Genomic DNA, 19262 nt, shown 5'->3' with positions numbered 1-19262 from the left:
GTTAGCGCATGTTGCTCTCTTTTTTTATTGTATGATTTTATTGACTAGAGTATACCTTTGTTTGTACTTATATTATATCATGTGGAAAGTGTTTTGCAATCTATACAGGTTCCATTCGAAAATATGATATCCATCGTTTTCATTTAGTTAACAGGCATATACCTATTTTGTGGACTATTTGTGCTGTCTTCAGTATCCTTCCAACCTAGCTCTTTTAACTTTAAGACAAATGGATGCCATTTACTTAGTGTACAATACCACTCTTCTCTTCCTTTAGGTTCGTTATAACGTGATTCAATAGAACTTGCTCCTTTAATTTGGTAAAAAAATTGAATAACTTCTTCTCTTTTTACGTTTGTAAAAACAAATGTATCACCATGTACATAGCTATTTTCCCACACTAAATTTAGTATTTTTGAATACCCTTCCGTTTCAAAAAAGTCTTTAAACCACTTACGCATTGACACGTAAGTTTTCATAACTTCTTTCGAAAACTTATTAGGATATAGGTCATGTAACATCAAATACGGATTGTTACTCCAATACTCATAAACTGGCATACCTATTCTATGTTTTTTCATCCATGTTATATCGTATACTCTTAATAACTGTTCATCCGTTAGTTTTTCTTTCTCCTCAATAGTCCATCGTAATGCCTCTAATCCTTTTTCTTTCGTCCAAAAATTCTTAGAGACCTTCTGTAGTTCCCACTCTTTAAAACGATTTGGGTATAAATCGTTTAACATTTCATAAGAGTTGTTCCAATGTTTATTTAATGGTGTCACAAGTCTATGTCTCACCAGCCATTGATTACTATAGATTTGTAATAACTGTTCATCTGTTAGTTTTTCTTTCTCTTCAATTGTCCATCGTAGTGCTTCTAATCCTTTTTCCTTGGTCCAAAAGTTTCTAGGTACCACACTAAATTCCCACTCTTTAAAACGGCCTGGATATAATTCGTTTAACATCATATATGGACTTAAATTCCAATATGTCATAAGAGGCGTAATTAGTCGCTGTTTTTTCACCCATGCTATATTGTAAATTTTTTTAAGTTGCTCATCTGTTAATCTTTTTTTCTCTTCAATAGTCCATCGTAATGCTTCTAGTGCTTTTTCTTTCGTCCAAAAATTTGAAGGAACATTCTTAAGTTCCCATTGCTTAAAACGGTTTGGATATAATTCATTTAACATTGCATAGGGACTACAGTTCCAATACTTACAGCAAGGTGTAAGTATTCTTTTTTCTTGCAGCCACTTATCACTATAAACTTTTAGCAATTGTTCACCTGTTAACTTTTCTTTTTCTTCAATAGTCCATCGTAATGCCTCAATTGCCGTTTCTTTTGTCCAAAAGTTACTTGGGGTATAACTTAACTCCCACTCTTTAAAGCGGTTTGGATATAGCTTATTTAACATTGCGTATGGGCTACTATTAAAAAGCAAATAGCATGGTGAAGCTAATTTATGTTTCACCAGCCATTTTTGGCTGTATACTTTACCCAACTGTTCATCTGTTAGTTTTTCTTTCTCTTCAATTGTCCATCGTAACGCTTCAATCGCTGTTTCTTTGGTCCAAAAGTTACTTGGGGTATAACTTAACTCCCATTCTTTGAAGCGGTTTGGATACAAATCATTTAACATTGCATAGGGACTTCCATTGTATACTAGGGTTACCATACCGTTTAATTTGTATTTTTTAATAACCTTTCCATTCCAACCTTTTTTTATCTCTTCTGTATCCCAATTCAAAATTACTTCAATTAAGTATTTTGTGACTCTTCTTGCCAAAAGTTTTTTATCGCCTTCACTCCAAACATAATAAGGAAAACTATCTCTTTTTCCATTTAACACTTCTTGATAAATTTCTTCTATTGTTAATACACTATTTGAGCTTCTATGACCAAGTTCCACATCTTGAGGGACTACAGAACGGAGTTGCTGAATTCGCTTATACGCCTTTATTACTTCATGAGTAAAACGAACTGGATATGCATCATGTAATAAATTGTATGGATTATTACTCCAATACATTGCTAGGGGAGTAGTTAGTCCGTTTCGCTTAATCCATTCCATATTATATTTTTGTAAAAATTCTTCGTTAGATACATTTCCTTTTTCCTGTAATATTTCTCTAAACACTTTCAAGGTAATCTCTTTTGTCCAATAATTATTAGAAACCTTATTCATTTCCCATTTTTTAAAATCTCCTGGGTATAATTCATTCAGCATTGCGTAAATATTCCCATTCCAATATTTATTAAATGGTGTTATTAACCGATGCATTTTAAGCCACTCTGTATTGATAATCTGTATTAAATTTTCTTTAATTAACTTCTCTTTACTTTCAATATTCCATTTGATAACTTCTATTGATTTTTCTTTTGTCCAAAAATTTGTAGGAACATTCTCTAATTCCCATTCTTTAAAACGGCCTGGGTATAATTCATTTAGCATTGCATAGGGACTCGCATTCCAATACTTATTACAAGGGGTACTGAGTTTATGTTCCTGTAACCATTTTGTTCCATATACTCGTAACAACTGTTCATCTGTTAATTTTTCTTTTTCCTCAATCGTACACTTTAAAGCTTCTAACCCTTTTTCTTTTGTCCAAAAATTAACAGGTGCCATTTTCATTTCCCATTCTTTAAACATCCCTGGATATAGGGCATTGAGAAAAGCATAGGGACTTCCATTCCAATATCTTTTCATTGGTGTATTTAATTTATGTCGGTTTAACCATGGTTGATTATATACACATAGTAGTTCTTTATTTGTTAACTTTTCTTTTTCTTCGATTGTCCAACGTAAAGCCTCTAATCCTTTTTCTTTTGTCCAAAAATTACTTGGTGTAACTTTAAACATCCATTCCTTAAAATGATTCGGATACAAGGCGTTTAACATGCTGTATGGACTATTTCTCCAATGAATTTGACAAGCCGGGGCTAAGTTATGTTGTTTCAACCAATTGATATTGTACACTTCAAATAACTGTTCATCTGTTAATTTTTCTTTTTCTTCAATAGTCCATCGTAACGCTTCTAAAGCATTTTCCTTTGTCCAAAAGTTACTTGGAGTATGTTTCATTTCCCATTCCCGAAACTTCCCTGGATATAAAGCATTTAGCATAATGTAAGGGCTATGATTAAAAAATTTAGCACATGGTGATATTATTTTATGTCGAGTTAGCCATTTAGTCCCATACACTTGTAATAATTGTTCATCTGTAAGCTTCTCTTTTGTTTCAATAGTCCACTTTAAAGCTTCTAATCCTTTTTCTTTTGTCCAAAAATTAAGAGGAGCCATTTTAAATTCCCATTCTTTAAATCGATCTGGATATGCATCATTCAACATCGCATAGGGGCTTCCTCGATAAATCATACAAACAGCACCATCTAGTTTGTATTTTTTAATTAGTTTTTTATTCCATCCTTCTTTTAACATATTGTCATCCCAATTAAGGACTATCTCTACTAAGTATTTTATTACTCTTTTGACTAAATTTCTGTTTATATCTTCACTCCATGTATATGGTGGAAACTGTTTTCTTTTACCATCCAGTACTTCTTGATAAATATCCTCAATTTTGATTGCACTCAAGAAAACACCCTCTTCTGAAAATTTATGATATTATATCTATTTTACATGAAAAAGATCCATCAGCTCAAAACAACTTTATAAAGTTGTTTTGCTTTTGATTGCTACACTTTGTGTAGGGATCTTTTCTTGAAAAAAGACACCCCCCTGAGTGCCATCTAATGTAAAGCAATCTACTTTTATTAATATCGATTCAAATTTCCCCATAACCTAGATAGTTTTAAATTCAGTCAAAACGGGGATTAGTAACAGGTGTATATAGCTTCTATACAATCTGTGATATATGCATATGAAACTACGGATGATATTGAACTGAAACATATTCTTTAGCTGTACTTATATAGGGTATAAATTAAAAATAACAAATTTGGTTTTATAAATGGTTCTTCTTTTAAGGTAAGAAATATTACAGTAATAAAAATTAATATATAAAGCAAACAACATTCTTATGTTTGTTTGTTTTATATATTAATTGTTTTATATGTTTTATATGTTTATATGTTTTAGGAAGCTGAAACATGTTGATATATAAGGGATTATAGCACTTAAACATAACAAAAGTGGTTTTAAAGATAACAAATTTGGTTTTATCTATAACAAAAATGGTTCTAAAGATAACAAATTTGGTTACCTATCTATAACAAAAATGGTTCTAAAGATAACAAATTTGGTTTAACCTATAACAAAAATGGTTCTAAAGATAACAAATTTGGTTGCCCATCTATAACAAGAATGGTTCTAAAGATAACAAATTTGGTTATCTATCTATAACAAAAGTGGTTCTAAAGATAACAAATTTGGTTACATTCTATATATTCTTATAATTTTATAAAGATTAATTTTCATTATTTGAGCACTTTACATAAGATAATTATGTAAGTACTCAAATATCTTATATTCAGAAATCCATTGTTTTATTGGTAAAAAATTAACTATAACAAAAGGTCTTTATTTGTTATAGTTAATTTAGCAGTAGAGGTAAGAAAGGAAGGACGTATTTAGATATGTCTATAAATCAAGACTTACAAATTAAAGAGAATAATATTGTTTCTAAATCAAATACCTTGATAGAAGCTAATTCACGTTTGAATTTAGTTGAACAAAAGATGTTACTATGTTTGGCTAGTAATATTGAACCCAATGATCGGGATTTTAAAACATATACATTCCCAATTAAACAATTTCATGATCTACTTGGTTTGAATGGATCTACTAAATATACAGAGTTAAGTAAAATTACAAAGGAATTATTATCTAAAGTAATTGAAATTCGGGCAGGGGAAGAATTAATACAAGTATCCTGGCTTTCTTCAGCAATTTACAATAGAAATAAAGGGACAATTGATATGCGTTTCGATCCTTTATTAAAGCCATTCTTATTAGAATTAAGTAGCAAATTTACAAGCTATAGATTGGCTAATGTTGTTAAATTAAAAAGTACATATGCTATACGTATTTATGAATTACTTAAGCAATACGAAGATCTAAAAGAACGTACAATTAGTCTGGAAAATTTAAGATATTACTTAGATGCAATGGATGTATACCCTAATTATGCAAACTTCAAACAACGTGTGTTGAAGCCCTCTCAAAAAGAATTAAACCAAAAAACAGATATTTCTTTTGAATTTGAGGAAATTAAATTAGGTAGGAAAGTACAAAAAATTAGATTCATCATCCGCGCTCAGAAAAAGAAAGATTCTGATCTAGTTCATTTTGAAAAGAAATTAGATAAATTTCAACAGCCAAATACATTCGAACAAAAAATTAAAAGATTTGAAGAACGCTGTAAAGAAAAGGTGTTTCCAAAAGTGTTTGAGAAATGGGCAGCGCATAAAGAAATTGTATTAGAGATAATCGAGGATATACGTTTTCGTTCAGATATTGATTCACCAATCGGTTATGTAGAATTTATTCTCAATTCTCGATTAAAAGAACTGTCCGATAAACAAATATCAAACGAAAGTATTCAAAATGAAGATGAGTCTAATAATACTTTACTAGAAATTGATACTATTATAGATTCAGTTATTACTAAATATTCAACATCTACAGGGACTGTAGCTACATTTTTAGTTAAAGATACAACAATCGAAGAATTGGTGAAAGTAGTTGCATTAGAAGAAGCTGAAGCTATTTGGAAAGAAAAAGAAACGTTTGTTATGGATAAAATTTATGAATTTATTAAAAGGAATAGAAGTAAGAAAAGATATTAATTTTATTTTAAAAAGTTCTTTCAGAATGAAAGAACTTTTTAAAATAAAGAAAGTTGTTCTTCCTCATTTTGCATACAAATTTTCACTTTATATGTATAATACTTACCCATTCTATTCTCTATCTCATTTTCCACTTGCTGTATAGCAACATCGGGTGTATTTGCTGTAATGTATACAATATCGGGTTGATACACTTCTCCATTAGGAGATGTAATTGTAAATTCAATTGGGTATTTTTCCATAATCCTCATTCCTTTTACGCTTTAATACTATAAGAGATAGCATAATATACTTATAGCATATATTATTACAACCAATAATTAACTGAATATTCAGTTAATTATTGAAACATTCTTCTTGGTAATCTGAACAATTGCATTATTTGATATTATATATTATAAGAATATTCCTTTTATTATGAGGTGATGGGGAGGATTATATGAACGTTCAGTTACAGGGAAATGAACAACTTACTGAATTACTTAATGAATGGTATTTACAAATTCGTTCTAGACATAGAGAGAACTCAAAAATATTAAAAGAAGAGATCGAAAAACAGATAAATAATTTAAAAGAAAATCAAAATTTACTCTTTTATTATTCTCTGTTAGATTTTCGTTATAACTATTTAATTAACAATCTAAGTATTTCACAAAAAAGCTTTGATAAAATTGAGGCCTTTGAAACGCCACCAGAAGATTTTTTAGCATATTACTACCATTTCTTTAAAGCTATTCATTCTAAGTCAGTTGGAAGTTATACTTTGGCAGAGAAACATTATACCAAAGCAGAAAAGCTATTAATTCATATTCCAGATGAACTAGAAAAAGCTGAATTTTATTATAATTTATCCGTTTTCCACTATCATATTTACCAATCACTTTTAGCTATTAAGTACGTTACAATTGCAAAAGAAATTTTTTTGAAAAATCCAGATTGTGAGATAAAATTAGCTTATTGTGATAATTTACTAGGATTAGCATGTACACACTTAAAAGAGTATAAATTAGCAGAAGAATACTTCATTTCAGCTATAGAACAGTTCCGTAAATTTGGTAATGAACGTGATATTCTAATCGGTCGACAGAATATCGGTTTAATGTATGCAAATCAAAAACAATCTCGTTTAGCGATTAGATATTTAACAGAAGTAAATGAAAAAATGCCAGGGAATTATAAAGCACTTTTTGTTGAAGCTAAACAACGAATTAATTTAAATGAAAATGAGATCGCACTAGAGTTGATTAAAGATGGGCTACAAATCTCAAATACATTAGAACTCACTGAATATAAATATCGTTTTAAAATTATGAACGAACTGTGCAATAATAATTCAACAGAAGATTTAGAAAAAGTAGTACTAGCAGGAATGGACTACTTTAAAGGCGAAAATTTATGGGAGTATGTTCAAGAGTATAGTGAGTTGTTAGCTGTAAAATTTCATACCGAAGCAAATTTCGAAAAAGCTAGTACATATTTCTTCTTAAGTTATGAGGCAAAGGAAAAAGTTTTTGAAAAGGAGGCTTTAAAATAATATGAGGAAAATGAAAATTGTTTTAATGAGTATTATGGCAGTAGGGATTATGACTCTAGGGTTCAATTCTCCAAGTACAGAAAACCCGAATGCACATAAATATTCCGTATATATGATGGCAGATGGAAATACTGGATGAAGATGGTTTATATAAAAAGGGAGTTATAATTTAATGATTATAACTCCCTTTTCTTATATTAAATAAAAGAGATGCCTAAATCTTGAAAACCTTATCAAAGTAAAGGAAATTGCTGATTCTCAGTCGGTTTCCTCATTTTTAAGTTATAATTTTACTTACATTTTAATGCTATAAAAAATATCCTAATACACAAATGGCACATATAACACTACTTACTACAATAATAAAAGCCATTATCCTAAATAACAAATGTCCGAGGTAATAAAAGCCTAGACATATAAGAGTGATAATCAACAAGATTCCTATAATTTGCAAAACGACTGATTGAAACAAATACAATAAAATTAAGATAATTATCAAAAGCGAAAAGGATTTTGGAATCTTAGTTCGCTTTTTTTGGTGATTTCCTGGTGCTTCCATAAGCTCACCACTTTCAGTATATAGGTATGTTCTCATTAGAACGATAATTCGTATATAATATAAAAAGGGAGTGCTTTCTTTAATAAGTAAGCACTCCCTCATATGATTATTCGTCTTGTTGTCTTTTTACTTATACTGATTTCACTCATTTAGTTATGTTCTTAGAAATCTATCTCTTCGCTATCTTCCTTAGAAATCCCACCAATAACTTCTTTAGCATCAATAATTCTACCTTCTTGTAGTACTGGCTCTTCAGCTTTTATATTTTCCTGTTCTGTGGCTGAAACAAATCCATTATTCAATAGAAGATCCAATTTACTTTCAACTGTATCTAACAAGTTTAATCTTTGTTCTACATTATCTAATTTTTGTATTAATTGTTCATAACGTTTTTCATTTTGTACTAATTCAACAACAAAAGCTGTTAATTGCCTACTACTAGCTTTTTCATTAAGGATCTTATATACATCATCAGGCATATTCTCAGCTTGTAATGCCATCTTTCTATTTTTAGCCATCATCAGCACGTCCCTTTATTCTAAGCTAACTGTCCCTTCATCTCATCAATTGCTTTTAATTCTAGTGCAGCTAGGTTAATTGTACGTGATGTTGGAGCAAATACTTCCTTCTCGTTGCTTTGAATAATGTCGTTCAAGAAGAAGTGATTGTTTTTAGCAGCTGTTTCAGACATATGTTCTAATAAAGCAAGACGGATATATGGTTCTAGAACTGGAGCTTCGCCTCCGATATAGATAAATTTCAATACTGTGTTTGTACTTGATGGAATGAATACATCCAACACTTTAGCAACTAAAATTGTTGCATATTCTTGTAGTGCACCTACAATTTCAGTAGTGAAATCATATTCTTCGCCAGTATTTTCATTCGAAAGCACATACTCCTGATTTTTATAATTATTAACAATAAATTTCTCTAACGTTCTTAGATCTTTAAAATATTGAATTAATTTTTCTTTTCTAAAACGCTCTAGATATCCTAAGAACGGCTCAATATCAATCACTTGGAACGAATCTCTGTGTTTAGGTGTAGTAAGGCCCTTACCTAATTGTACGGCATCTGTCGATCCACCACCAATATCAGTTAAAACAACTTCATAATCATCAAATTTCTCAGATTCATAACGTTTTTCAATACTAATTACATTTGAATTTTTATCTTTTAAAACCATTTTATATTTTAATGAATGTCTGGCAACCTCTGATTCATTTCTACACTTTGCTGTATTAACCGTAATCGTTAAATCTCTTTCCATTCCTGGTGTTAACACTTTAACTTTATGTTCACCAATAAATCTTTGTTCCATCTTTTTGTGGGCAATGCTAAATTTCTCTTCACGCTTTAAAAGCCAAATTGGAAGCATCATATTCATGTTTTCAATTTGAACTTCATTATCGTCTTTATCAGCGTTAAGTGCATGATAATATGCAATTGCCCCTAAAAAGCTTATGTATGGGATAGGGCTATTAATTTTATCATGCATTTTATTTACATGAGAGTTTGCTAATTGATTATCTTCAGCTAATTTTCCTACTAAATAATAAGATTCTTCACCCTCAATTTCAGTTGAGATAAGCAATCTATCTAACAAATCTTCTGGTCTAGAAATACGATCAACAAGTAAATCTTCAGCTTTTTTCTTTGAAATCTTAACTACATTAGTTGCAAGCTCAATATAATAACCATCAACCATAAAATTATTGAAACTATTTCCGAAATCCGCTACTTTTCTTCCGATTTTCATTTAAATTTCCTCCTCTATACTATAAGTACGACTTAAGTATTACTATTAATTATATTTTAGCACAATTAACCAAAATAACAACCGTTTTCTAAAAATAAGTACGACTTAAGTCGTACTTATTTTTAGAGACATTTATTCGAAGGAAAACACTTGTCATTAATCGAATTAGACGAATAACGAACATACAACAACATGACGAACCTGGATTTTATCCATTAACGATTAACAGCTAACTTAAAATAACGTATTAAAAACATATAACGAGGTGATGACGACTAATGACGATAGGGGAAGAACAAACTGGGGAATCGCGGCATGGCAGCCAGGACAGTACGTATAAAAAAACCTATTCACTTGCTGATATCGCAAGAATACTTAAAAAACCACGTACAACCATTCAAGCCTGGAGGGATCAATTTAAGCCATACTTACCAACGGTACCAGGAACAAAGGGAAGAACCCTAAGATATCAGAGAGAATCCCTAGAGCTTTTTAAATTAATAGCCAATCTGAAGGATGCACAAGAACCACCAGATGTAATTGAGAACGTATTAAAGGGAACTGTAAATTATATTGTGATTGATGAAGAAACTAAACAAGACGATATTATGAATAAGCCGATTCTTGAAATGATGCATGAAAATATGACTGATGTTGCTGTATATCTTCAAAATCAAGAAGCACTAAATATACAATTAATTCAACATATGAAAGAATTAGAGGAATCTAATAAAGCACTTCTTACTAAGATTGACGAACAACAGAAGGTTTTCGACTCTAAAATAAATAGTAAAGATCAACAATTGTTAGAACTAATTAGAGAGGTACACGAAACGAAAAAGTTAATAACCTCTAGCAAGCAGGAAAAATCCTGGTTTACTAAACTATTTAAAAAGTAGTTCTGATTTAAAGATTAGTATTGAAATTTAGGGAAGATTGTAAATAACTAACAATCTTCCCTTTGTATTTTATGAATTTGATAAGGCTCGCTAAAAAATTACAAATTTTTATTAGAATGCTTTATTTATTAAATCTTGTTTAAAAAAATAAAACCAATAAAAACATTAGAAAAAAATATAGCCTTTAACTCTTACTCTCACAAGGAGTCCAGATTTTTATCTTAGTAAATTTCCAAGGTAAAATGTGGGTAAAATCTAGAGTGCATATTTTTAAAAAAGAAATATTTTTTATTGGAATTTTAGGAGGGAACTGAAAGTTCTAGATGCAAATTGGGGTTATTTTTTTCTTTAAGTGTCTGGAACCATATGAATATAGTGGAGGCGCTAATAAAGACATGACAAATAGCCTTGCTGTATATGATTTTTTTCAAGCAAGGCTAGATAATAATAATTTTTTTACGATTAAAGATTTGTTTAATTTTTGTTTAACTTTTGTAATAACACATCTATTTTAGGATCATCGAGCCAATTATAGATTGGGAGTGTACTAGTTTTCTTTTTATCAATTCCCATATTTGCAAGACGTTTTTGAGATTCAATTATTCTTTGTTTTTGATAAGATTTTAATTTCTCACTAAACATTTTCATAAAATGAGCTGGGGCGCTATAATCAGCATTGTTTTCTCTAAACCATTCAACAGATTCTTCAAAAGCCCACTTACCAGACGTTCCTAAGTTATCTAAATCTGGTGGCAATCTTAAAGCAACGACATAAGCATCATTTTCAGTTAAATTTGTTACACGCTGACTCATTATATGGTGGTATGCTCTTTTCTGATCTTCACTTAAGTAAGTGTTTAAATCTTCCTCTCGATTTTGAGTAGAAGTAGGTTCAGATTGTAATTGTTTTCCCGTTTCAATATCAAAAATATCTAATCCATTAGGTGAAACAGATATTTGATTTTCATCTTCAGATTCACTTTTTTCTTGTGAAGCTTTCTTCTTTAAAATCTCAGTGAAAGTGGAGCATATATCAATAGCTAAAGCCCATTTCACCTTGAAGTATTCAATGATTTTTAAATAATTATTATGTATAGTCAAGATGTAAATGGAAGGAGCGATCTTTCCGTGCCGTCTTACTTTTATTTGTTGGCATACTCCTAAATCTTGTAACCAATTCATCACGTAATTAATAATGGGTTTAGAAATACCGGATTTTTTACTAATACGAATTTGCCTTACTTGGGCATACCCTTCTTGGACTAAATAAGATAAAATGGTTTCTAAGGCTTCGTATTGTCTATTGGTAAGGTAATCTTTCGTGGTAACACCTTCATGTTTAAGGACAATTTTATCAATATATGTAGTAACTTTCTTAATTGCTTGATTAATAGTCCCTGGTGTTTTGGGTAAATGTTTAATTCGAGGACTTAATTCAGCTTTTGCTCGACTAAGCAAAAAGTTATATAATAACACGAAAAAACCTCCTGTTTTTTTCCACCACAAATAAACAGAAAAATGCTGGAAAAGTAGAGGTTTTTATTCACATTATATTTTTCACATGCTATAATAAATATGTAGAAAATATAATAATAAATAAACCCCCTACTCTGATTGAGTTTTTAATTGGTTCACCCGCCAAAGTGATATGCCAATTAAAAACAGGTTGTGGTAGGGTTTATTTTTTGTTTTTTAACCTTAATAAGGTTATATTTCTTTATATGCCCTATTGTATAACTATTATTATGAGATATCAATCGTTAATGTAAGAATAAAAGAATGTAACTTAATTAAAGCCTCCGGTTAATTTGAACTGGAGGCTTTAATTTCGTATTGGATATATTTTCTGAAATTCATATATTCTTCTTGTAATTTGTCATACTTATAACTAATAAATTCTGTGTATTCATGAAGTTGCTTCTCTAATTGTTCTTTTTTGTTTAGTGGTAATGTAAGTAGATCTTCATAAAGGTCATGTGTCATAAAAGGTAGTTCGTGATTTTGTTCATCTTCTGTATCTTTTATATTAATCTCCATTTTTGTTTGATGTCCTTCTAAAGACGATTCCCTGTTTTGAATGGTTTGAGTATTGCCAACCAGATAATCTGTACTGACCTGGAAAAGATTCGCTATAACTATTAAAACGCTATATGGAGGTTCAGCCCCTTTATTTTCCCAATTTGAAACCGTTGTTTGAGCAAAACTTGTTCCGGTGATCTGTCCTATTTCTTCCCCCAATTGTTTCATGCTCCAACCAGCTTCTAATCTTAGTGTTTTTACACGTGCACCAAAAATACTCATTTATTATTTTCCTCCCTCTTAATTTTATGATGTGCATTTCCTTTTTTTACAGTATATACGGTTTTTTTAACTCCTTAGAGGGTATGTTTAACTTTAAAAGTGATAAAAATATAAAAAACAAAAAATAATAGTTGTTTTAACTTTAAAAGTGATATATGATACATATAAGAGTAACCGAAAGGAGGTTATAAATTGAATTTGAAATATGAGAGAAAGGTTAGGAATTGTTCCTTAGAGTTCATTTCTCAAAAATTAAACATTAGCCCCCAAGTGTTACATTCTATAGAACAAGGAACATCTGGAGTTAATGCAGAACGGGCAGAAAAAATTTCAAAATTCTTTAACAAGCCTGTGGAACACTTTTTTGTACCAACGTATTATCGAATTCGGGAATAACTTTAAAATAGTTACTAGTGTTAAATAAAGATAAAAAGTAACCATATACAATTAATTATAGTAAAAAAAACTAGTAATTCAAATAGAATTAACAATTTAAATAAACATACGATGAAGGAGCAGAAGAAGCCGCCATCACTTACATCAGAAACTCCACAACTACAGGTAGAAGAACAACCAAAAGTAACTGGAAAACCTGTCATTCCACAACTAGAACAAACACCAAAGAAAATCGAAACGTATCTTCCGACAACAGGCGGTAAAGCTGAAAATCCATACATAAAATGGATTGGTCTTGCATGTGTCGTACCCGGCTTAATTGGAGCTGTATTTGCAGTAAGAAACTGTAAGAAATCTCAATCTTAATATGAAAGAATGTGAAGCTCATTTTAGCGAAATTGATGAAAATCCGTTAGGCTTTGCTATTGGATGTCGAAATGCATGTATACTCGTAATTCCCATTTGGACAGTTGTTCTTTGGATAGGGAGCAATATATAAGAAACCGAGAGGCAGATGAAATGAAATGTCAGAAATCTACGTCGGTAAAATGAAAAATTTAGGGAAACCTGGGGAAGACGTTATGCGGCGCAAGAGTGCTTGGTTACCTGAAGAATTGATGCAAGCAATTTCAATCTCTCAAACTGTAATTAAACCATTAAAGCAACATGATTATTGGATAGAATCCGCTACAAAATTATTGGCAGGAAGTATTTTGTATCTGGATCAACGGCATAAAAACCTATATTACCTAGATGTAAAAAAAGTTATTGAGTTCACGGAAAAAATGTATGAGAGTGAAGCGAACTTGGTAGAGGTAGTAAATTCGCTCGAAAGTGAGCATTCAGCATATCATATCTTCCATGAGCTAGGTCTTTATTCAAAAGAAACAAGGGATGCGATAACTATCACTTTGCTATACATTCTTGAAAAACATCAACGTGAAAAGCAAGAGGAACAAAAAGAGTATTTTTGGTTTCAGTAGGAAGAGGGAAATGAAATAGGAAGGAGTGCAATACATGTTAGGCGTAGCTAAGAAGTATACAAAGGTGATTAGAGCGTTGAAAGAACTGAATGAAGGGGAAAAGGTTGCAGGTGTCATAAAAGCTCGTTTTGGAGCTTATAAAACGGTCATAGAAGGTGTGAAGAAAACAGCAGATGATTTTATTTTCATTTTTGATCCGAAAGGCATCTTTTATGAAGATACCCATCAAGAAAAACGAAAACAAGGATTTCAAATCATCAAACATGATTTATTAACTGGTTATGAAACACTACAAATGGATCTAAAACAAAAATCCGTTGTGTACATCAGTGTAGAAACGGAAACGAGTACGTATCAAGAGAGAGGGGAAGCATTATCAAATTTTCTTCAATATCTAACAGAATGCAAGAATATAAGACCGATTCACCTGGTATTTCATCAATATGATTTGTACCCAATCCCTCATATGGAGCAGTTTTTGAAAGAAAGCGCAACATACCACATTCAGCATTCAATCGTAGTTGAATCTCAATCCGCATTACAGCACATATACGGAAAAGAGGCAGCACAACGCATTATCACTTCGTACAACACAACAATCCTAGCATGATCTAAAGCACTCGTTCACTATTTCATCCTATCTAGATGGCTAGAAAACTAGACGAGGGAGAAGCGCTTTTCTCCCTTCTCTATCAAAAATAGGAGGCGTTCATATGGGAAAAGAAAAAAGACTCACATTTTATGATATTGCGGCATCACAAGCTCATAGTGTTAAAACTTTTGATGGAAAAACATACGAACTGAAAGGCACCATCGCAATTGAAAATAGCACAGGAAGCATTGAAAAAGTGGCTCAAATTTATTATCAAGTGCGCTCGGTTAGAGATGAACATCAAAACTTAATTGCTAAAAGAAAAAATAAACATGCGGAATTAGTAGCTGTAAAACAAAAGTGTAAATAAAAAAAGCGATTTTGAAGTGTGCTGAGAACATAGCACAAAGTAAGTTGTTCTTTGACAATTTAGATATATATTGTGTATCTCTTCCTTTCAGTAATGATGTAGAAAGGTGAAAATACAATATATATGCGTGCCACCCCTCAAAAGGTCACTAGAGGGGTTAGGTATACGATTATCGTTAGGTGAGTAAGAACGTAAAACTCATCTGTGACCACTGGGAAATGCATTGTATCAAAAATCTGTTTGCGCTAGTTATCGTGAGGAATATCCCATTTTGACATTCTGAAGAAGCGATGAACCATACAAACAGTAGATACATAAGGTTCTACGTTCATGCCAAAATACGTAGTGCGGTATTGGGCCTATAGAAGCTAGGTCGGGGTTAGTTTCTATACGCATGCCAATACAGGGTTCGTCATTCCAGCCATAAATGATATTTCCATTTTCTATCCCACTTTCCTTTAAATGTTATAAAATAAAGACAGATGTTGAAGTTAAAATGTGTCTCATCACACTTCAAAATCGCTTATAAAAATATGACATAGGGAGGAACATGCATGAGTCGTAAAGGGTGGATCATTTCCGCTGTTGTTGGACTGTTAATTGCAATTGGTATTGGTTCAACATTTGTCTTTAGTTCGGGAAAAGGGGAAGTAATGGGACTTAGTCCGTTAGAAATGAAGAAGTTCATGAGTGAAGATGGCACAGGTTTTGTTATGCTAACGTCTAACATGAGGCATAGTGAAGAGTGGATCTTCCTTGTAAAAAAAATAGCTGAAAAAGAAAAGATTGAAGTAAAAGGTTTAGATGAAAATCGTGACGATATTCCAAGTACAAGTAACCCTCATGATTGGGGATTATCGCAAAGAAGGGATACTCTTGCATATTATGAAAAAGGTAAGGTGAAAAAAGAGATTAAATTTACAATTGATAAACTTTCGGAACTTGAAAAAGAAGTTACCTATTTTGTTCAAAATTGCAAAGAGCAATATCAGAAGTAATCACATAATCATTGAAAGGTGGTGATATAGTGGCGATTACACAGAGAGAATTAAAAAAAGAAAAAGATATGGTAGCAAATTTATTAAGAGCCAATGGTCAGGATTATAACCATTGGCTTCATTTACATCATCAGAAATACATTGAAGAAAATCAAGATTTAGTAATGAAAGCTTTACAAGCTTATAAAGCAATATCAACAGAAGTAAAAGAAGACAGCAAGCCGAATGAGTTAAGTCAGCTTAGTAACGTATAAGCATAAATAATGAAAAGGGAGTGAATGTATATGTTGGAAACAATAGCTCAAATGTTAGTGTTAGGTGATGCGATGGATGGTCTAATTAATACGGGGAATTCATTTATTACATGGATGCAAAGAGGAGCAATGGTGAGCACAGCAATTGTATTTTGCTGGGGCGCTTATCTATTAATTTGGGGTGGTGAACGAGGAAGACATAAATGTATTTGGTGGTTTATTGGTGGGGCAGCCGGACTTGTTATCGTAATGGGATGCCAATACTTAGCAGAGAGCGTAAATAGCAATGTGAAATTTGGTCAAATCTTATTCCCGTTTTTCTGGATGAAATAGTGAAAAAATATAAATAAGGCAATGAGGAGGCTATGCAAAGGGTATGGCTTTTTTTGTTGCCTTTTTTCATTGGAATTTTATTAAAAAGGAGATGTTTCTTGTGGAGATTCTTTTTAAATGTAAAAAATGTAGTAAAAAAAATAATATTTCCAATTTAAATGGTACATGTGGGAATTGTGATAATAACAGGTTAGAAAATTTTAAAATTATCATAACTAGAGGGAAGTTAAGAGGTATGAGTGGAATGCAAACCCTATCTAGAGCAAAAGAAATATTAAAATCGGCATTGAATAAAGAAAAAATTTTGTTAATAGACCCCAAAAGTAACTTTAATAAGATTTAAATTTTATTAAGAAATTAGGAGGGGTATTATGGGGGTGCCGAGTGTATTTGAAAGTGCTCTGGTTATTGGTGATATACAACCAATTATCTCAATGCTAAAACCAGAAGTATTCTTAAGAGCTGTGATATTTTTCATAGTTATTTGGATATTGATTTCTGTTTTTTGTATCTATCATAAGTACGCAACCAATAAAGCTGAAAATCATAATTCAAGAGATCAGTCGAAGTGAATTTTAATTAAACGGAAGAAAGGAGAAGCCATGTTTGTCATTTTTAAGAATAGCAATGGAACAGAAATTGAGTCAGGTAAGCAATATTCGTTTCATGAAGCTTATATCTTAACGAAGCGATTAGAACGAGTTTATAGAGAGGCAGGGCGGCAAGAACATATTGATTTCGATTTGTTAGATGGTCATTCCAATGAAATTTATAACGGTACGTTATCACTTGGTTCGAGATATGCAGATCACATTTTTGATCACATTTCTAAAAAAATGAATGTGATGCAATTAGATCCAGAACAAGAGGAACAAAAAAAGGAGCTGTTAGAAACGTTAGAAAGGGAAATCAATGATTCTCCTTTTCATGAAGAATATGAATATCAAGAAGAATTACCAGTAAGGAAGGAAGAACCCTCTTCTGGTCCATCGAATGAAATAGAGCCACAAGTAAAGCCTGGAAAGGAAAATAGAAAAGGATTTAAGATTATTGCGAGTGTTATAGGGAGCATGGTGTTAATTGGAGCGGGTGCCATATTTGCCTTTAAGTTATTCTCTTCCGATCCAGTTTCGAGTGCAAATGCTGGTTCTGAACAATATGTAGTAAAAGGATTACAACAGGCAGCCATTCAACAGTATGGAGAAGCCGTTAAATACTTCGATAAGGTCAATTACACAGAATTAGATAAAGATAGTCAGAAGGCAGTTTTATTTACTTATTTATTAAATGGAAAGGCAAATAAGGCATTACAATATGAGCCGAAATTTGCAGAAAGTGTGGTTGCTTATTTTATTGGGATAGACAACATGAATAAAATCAATGAAATTGATGTCAAAAATGATGTAATCGACTTTGAAAAAGCAGCACTTAATAAGAAATATGAGGAGGTAATTAAGCTTAAAGGGAAAGTCAATATGGACGGTAGACGTGAAAAACTCATTGTTGAAGCTTTTGTAAGTCTAAAAAAATATGAAGATTGTTATTCTTTTGCCAAAACGCAAGGAAATAAAAACGTAATGAAAGAGGTCAAAGAATTAGAGAAACGGGATATTCAACAATCTACGATAAGTGAAGAAGAAAAGAAAGCTAAGATTGAAAAAATTGATAAAGATATACAGAACATCTAAGGGGGAAAGAATAACATGCCTTTAAATTATGAGAATCTGTACAAAAAAATGGGAATTGTTTTTCTGGGTGGTTCATTGATATTAAGTACAACAGGGTGCAGTTGGTTTGGGAGTAAGGAATCATCAAAAAGTAAAACAGCTATTACAAAAAAGGTAGATAAGAATAAACCGGATGAAAAGAAAGAAGATCTGAACAAACATGATTTTGAAGCAATTACAGAGAATGCAATTCAAAGTAAGGATAATGAAGTTGCTTATGTACTAGAAGAGCTGGATAAATCAAAAATTAATTTTAAAGAAAAATCTATTGTAAGTAATCTTCAAAATGGGGATGAAACCACTTCTCGTGTTCTAGCACTCTTTGATAAGGAAACAACAGATAAAACACTTCAAGATACAACAAAAGATAATGTGATTGCAGCTATTACGGATAATAAGCCACAAGTCAGCGTGAATGGAGATCATTTTGCATTTGGCGATCAAAATATTGATTCTTCAGTAGCGAGTATAGGAGATATTCTTCCACCAGAGAAGAAACCAGATGAAATTGTGAACCCACCAATTATAACGGAGGGTGAGAATGGGAATACGGAAAATACAGGGACAGAAAAACCAAAGCCACCTATAGAACCGGAAAAACCAACAAATCCAGAGAAACCGACAGAGCCGGAAAAACCAACAAATCCAGAGAAACCGACAGAGCCGGAAAAACCAACAGATCCAAGTAAACCAACAGATCCAGAGAAGCCAACAGATCCAGAGAAGCCAACAGATCCAG

The 19262-nt window shown here is 31.7% G+C and carries 19 protein-coding genes and 2 pseudogenes; 15 read left to right on the top strand and 6 right to left on the bottom strand.

Features of this window, described 5'->3' with window-relative positions; genetic code table 11:
* Positions 1 to 143: 143 nt before the first annotated feature.
* Positions 144 to 3602, bottom strand: coding sequence for a hypothetical protein (locus MHB70_RS30085; RefSeq protein ID WP_061529849.1), 3459 nt, complete (start codon positions 3600 to 3602; stop codon positions 144 to 146).
* A gap of 1001 nt (positions 3603 to 4603) precedes the next feature.
* Here MHB70_RS30085 and MHB70_RS30080 point away from each other — a divergent pair.
* On the top strand, positions 4604 to 5815 hold the full coding sequence (locus MHB70_RS30080) for a replication initiation protein (protein ID WP_061529848.1): 1212 nt from the start codon (positions 4604 to 4606) through the stop codon (positions 5813 to 5815).
* Between the two features lie 38 nt (positions 5816 to 5853).
* Here MHB70_RS30080 and MHB70_RS30075 read toward each other — a convergent pair whose 3' ends face one another.
* Positions 5854 to 6057 carry a hypothetical protein gene (locus tag MHB70_RS30075; RefSeq protein WP_061529847.1) on the bottom strand — a complete coding sequence of 68 codons (204 nt, stop codon included), beginning with the start codon at positions 6055 to 6057 and terminating at the stop codon, positions 5854 to 5856.
* A gap of 197 nt (positions 6058 to 6254) precedes the next feature.
* On the opposite strand from MHB70_RS30075, the gene MHB70_RS30070 reads away from it, so the two are divergent.
* Positions 6255 to 7349 (top strand): Rap family tetratricopeptide repeat protein, encoded by a 1095-nt coding sequence (locus MHB70_RS30070; RefSeq protein WP_061529846.1) that lies wholly within the window; start codon positions 6255 to 6257, stop codon positions 7347 to 7349.
* 1 nt (position 7350) lies between these two features.
* Positions 7351 to 7488: a Phr family secreted Rap phosphatase inhibitor gene (locus tag MHB70_RS30065; protein WP_154698701.1), complete on the top strand. Its 138-nt coding sequence runs from the start codon at positions 7351 to 7353 to the stop codon at positions 7486 to 7488.
* Between the two features lie 581 nt (positions 7489 to 8069).
* On the opposite strand, the gene MHB70_RS30060 is transcribed toward MHB70_RS30065, so the two are convergent.
* A complete protein-coding gene (locus MHB70_RS30060; RefSeq protein WP_061529878.1) occupies positions 8070 to 8426 on the bottom strand; it encodes a hypothetical protein in 357 nt (118 codons plus the stop codon).
* A gap of 20 nt (positions 8427 to 8446) precedes the next feature.
* Entirely contained in the window at positions 8447 to 9670 is a 1224-nt protein-coding gene (locus MHB70_RS30055) for a ParM/StbA family protein (RefSeq protein WP_061529845.1), read from the bottom strand.
* Between the two features lie 278 nt (positions 9671 to 9948).
* On the opposite strand from MHB70_RS30055, the gene MHB70_RS30050 reads away from it, so the two are divergent.
* The gene (locus MHB70_RS30050; RefSeq protein WP_061529844.1) at positions 9949 to 10569 is read left to right on the top strand and encodes a DUF3967 domain-containing protein; all 621 of its coding nucleotides are present in this window, start codon (positions 9949 to 9951) and stop codon (positions 10567 to 10569) included.
* A 474-nt stretch (positions 10570 to 11043) separates the two neighbouring features.
* Here MHB70_RS30050 and MHB70_RS30045 read toward each other — a convergent pair whose 3' ends face one another.
* Both MHB70_RS30045 and MHB70_RS30040 read right to left on the bottom strand, forming a co-directional pair.
* The gene (locus MHB70_RS30045; RefSeq protein ID WP_061529842.1) at positions 11044 to 12045 is read right to left on the bottom strand and encodes a hypothetical protein; all 1002 of its coding nucleotides are present in this window, start codon (positions 12043 to 12045) and stop codon (positions 11044 to 11046) included.
* 327 nt (positions 12046 to 12372) lie between these two features.
* A complete protein-coding gene (locus MHB70_RS30040; RefSeq protein WP_061529841.1) occupies positions 12373 to 12870 on the bottom strand; it encodes a helix-turn-helix domain-containing protein in 498 nt (165 codons plus the stop codon).
* Between the two features lie 192 nt (positions 12871 to 13062).
* Here MHB70_RS30040 and MHB70_RS30035 point away from each other — a divergent pair, with 192 nt between their 5' ends.
* The 11 genes and pseudogenes from MHB70_RS30035 to MHB70_RS29985 form a co-directional block, all read left to right on the top strand.
* Positions 13063 to 13266, top strand: coding sequence for a helix-turn-helix domain-containing protein (locus tag MHB70_RS30035; RefSeq protein ID WP_061529840.1), 204 nt, complete (start codon positions 13063 to 13065; stop codon positions 13264 to 13266).
* 102 nt (positions 13267 to 13368) lie between these two features.
* Positions 13369 to 13632, top strand: a pseudogene (locus MHB70_RS30030) (adhesin); the annotation flags it as partial.
* A gap of 158 nt (positions 13633 to 13790) precedes the next feature.
* Positions 13791 to 14249, top strand: coding sequence for a hypothetical protein (locus tag MHB70_RS30025; protein WP_061529838.1), 459 nt, complete (start codon positions 13791 to 13793; stop codon positions 14247 to 14249).
* A 34-nt stretch (positions 14250 to 14283) separates the two neighbouring features.
* Positions 14284 to 14859 carry a hypothetical protein gene (locus tag MHB70_RS30020; RefSeq protein ID WP_061529837.1) on the top strand — a complete coding sequence of 192 codons (576 nt, stop codon included), beginning with the start codon at positions 14284 to 14286 and terminating at the stop codon, positions 14857 to 14859.
* 103 nt (positions 14860 to 14962) lie between these two features.
* On the top strand, positions 14963 to 15211 hold the full coding sequence (locus MHB70_RS30015) for a hypothetical protein (RefSeq protein ID WP_000514061.1): 249 nt from the start codon (positions 14963 to 14965) through the stop codon (positions 15209 to 15211).
* 554 nt (positions 15212 to 15765) lie between these two features.
* The gene (locus MHB70_RS30010; protein WP_061529836.1) at positions 15766 to 16209 is read left to right on the top strand and encodes a hypothetical protein; all 444 of its coding nucleotides are present in this window, start codon (positions 15766 to 15768) and stop codon (positions 16207 to 16209) included.
* A 29-nt stretch (positions 16210 to 16238) separates the two neighbouring features.
* Complete coding sequence (locus MHB70_RS30005; RefSeq protein ID WP_061529835.1) at positions 16239 to 16463, top strand: hypothetical protein; 225 nt, start codon at positions 16239 to 16241, stop codon at positions 16461 to 16463.
* 24 nt (positions 16464 to 16487) lie between these two features.
* Positions 16488 to 16796, top strand: coding sequence for a hypothetical protein (locus tag MHB70_RS30000; RefSeq protein WP_033666312.1), 309 nt, complete (start codon positions 16488 to 16490; stop codon positions 16794 to 16796).
* 43 nt (positions 16797 to 16839) lie between these two features.
* Positions 16840 to 17139 carry a hypothetical protein gene (locus MHB70_RS29995; protein ID WP_230306518.1) on the top strand — a complete coding sequence of 100 codons (300 nt, stop codon included), beginning with the start codon at positions 16840 to 16842 and terminating at the stop codon, positions 17137 to 17139.
* 259 nt (positions 17140 to 17398) lie between these two features.
* The gene (locus tag MHB70_RS29990) at positions 17399 to 18484 is read left to right on the top strand and encodes a hypothetical protein (protein ID WP_061529833.1); all 1086 of its coding nucleotides are present in this window, start codon (positions 17399 to 17401) and stop codon (positions 18482 to 18484) included.
* 15 nt (positions 18485 to 18499) lie between these two features.
* A pseudogene (locus tag MHB70_RS29985) lies at positions 18500 to 19262 on the top strand (hypothetical protein); the annotation flags it as partial.

The sequence above is a fragment of the Bacillus sp. FSL M7-1020 genome (genome assembly GCF_038050415.1).
Lineage (GTDB): Bacteria > Bacillota > Bacilli > Bacillales > Bacillaceae_G > Bacillus_A > Bacillus_A toyonensis.
This window is presented reverse-complemented; position numbering and strand designations above follow the sequence as displayed.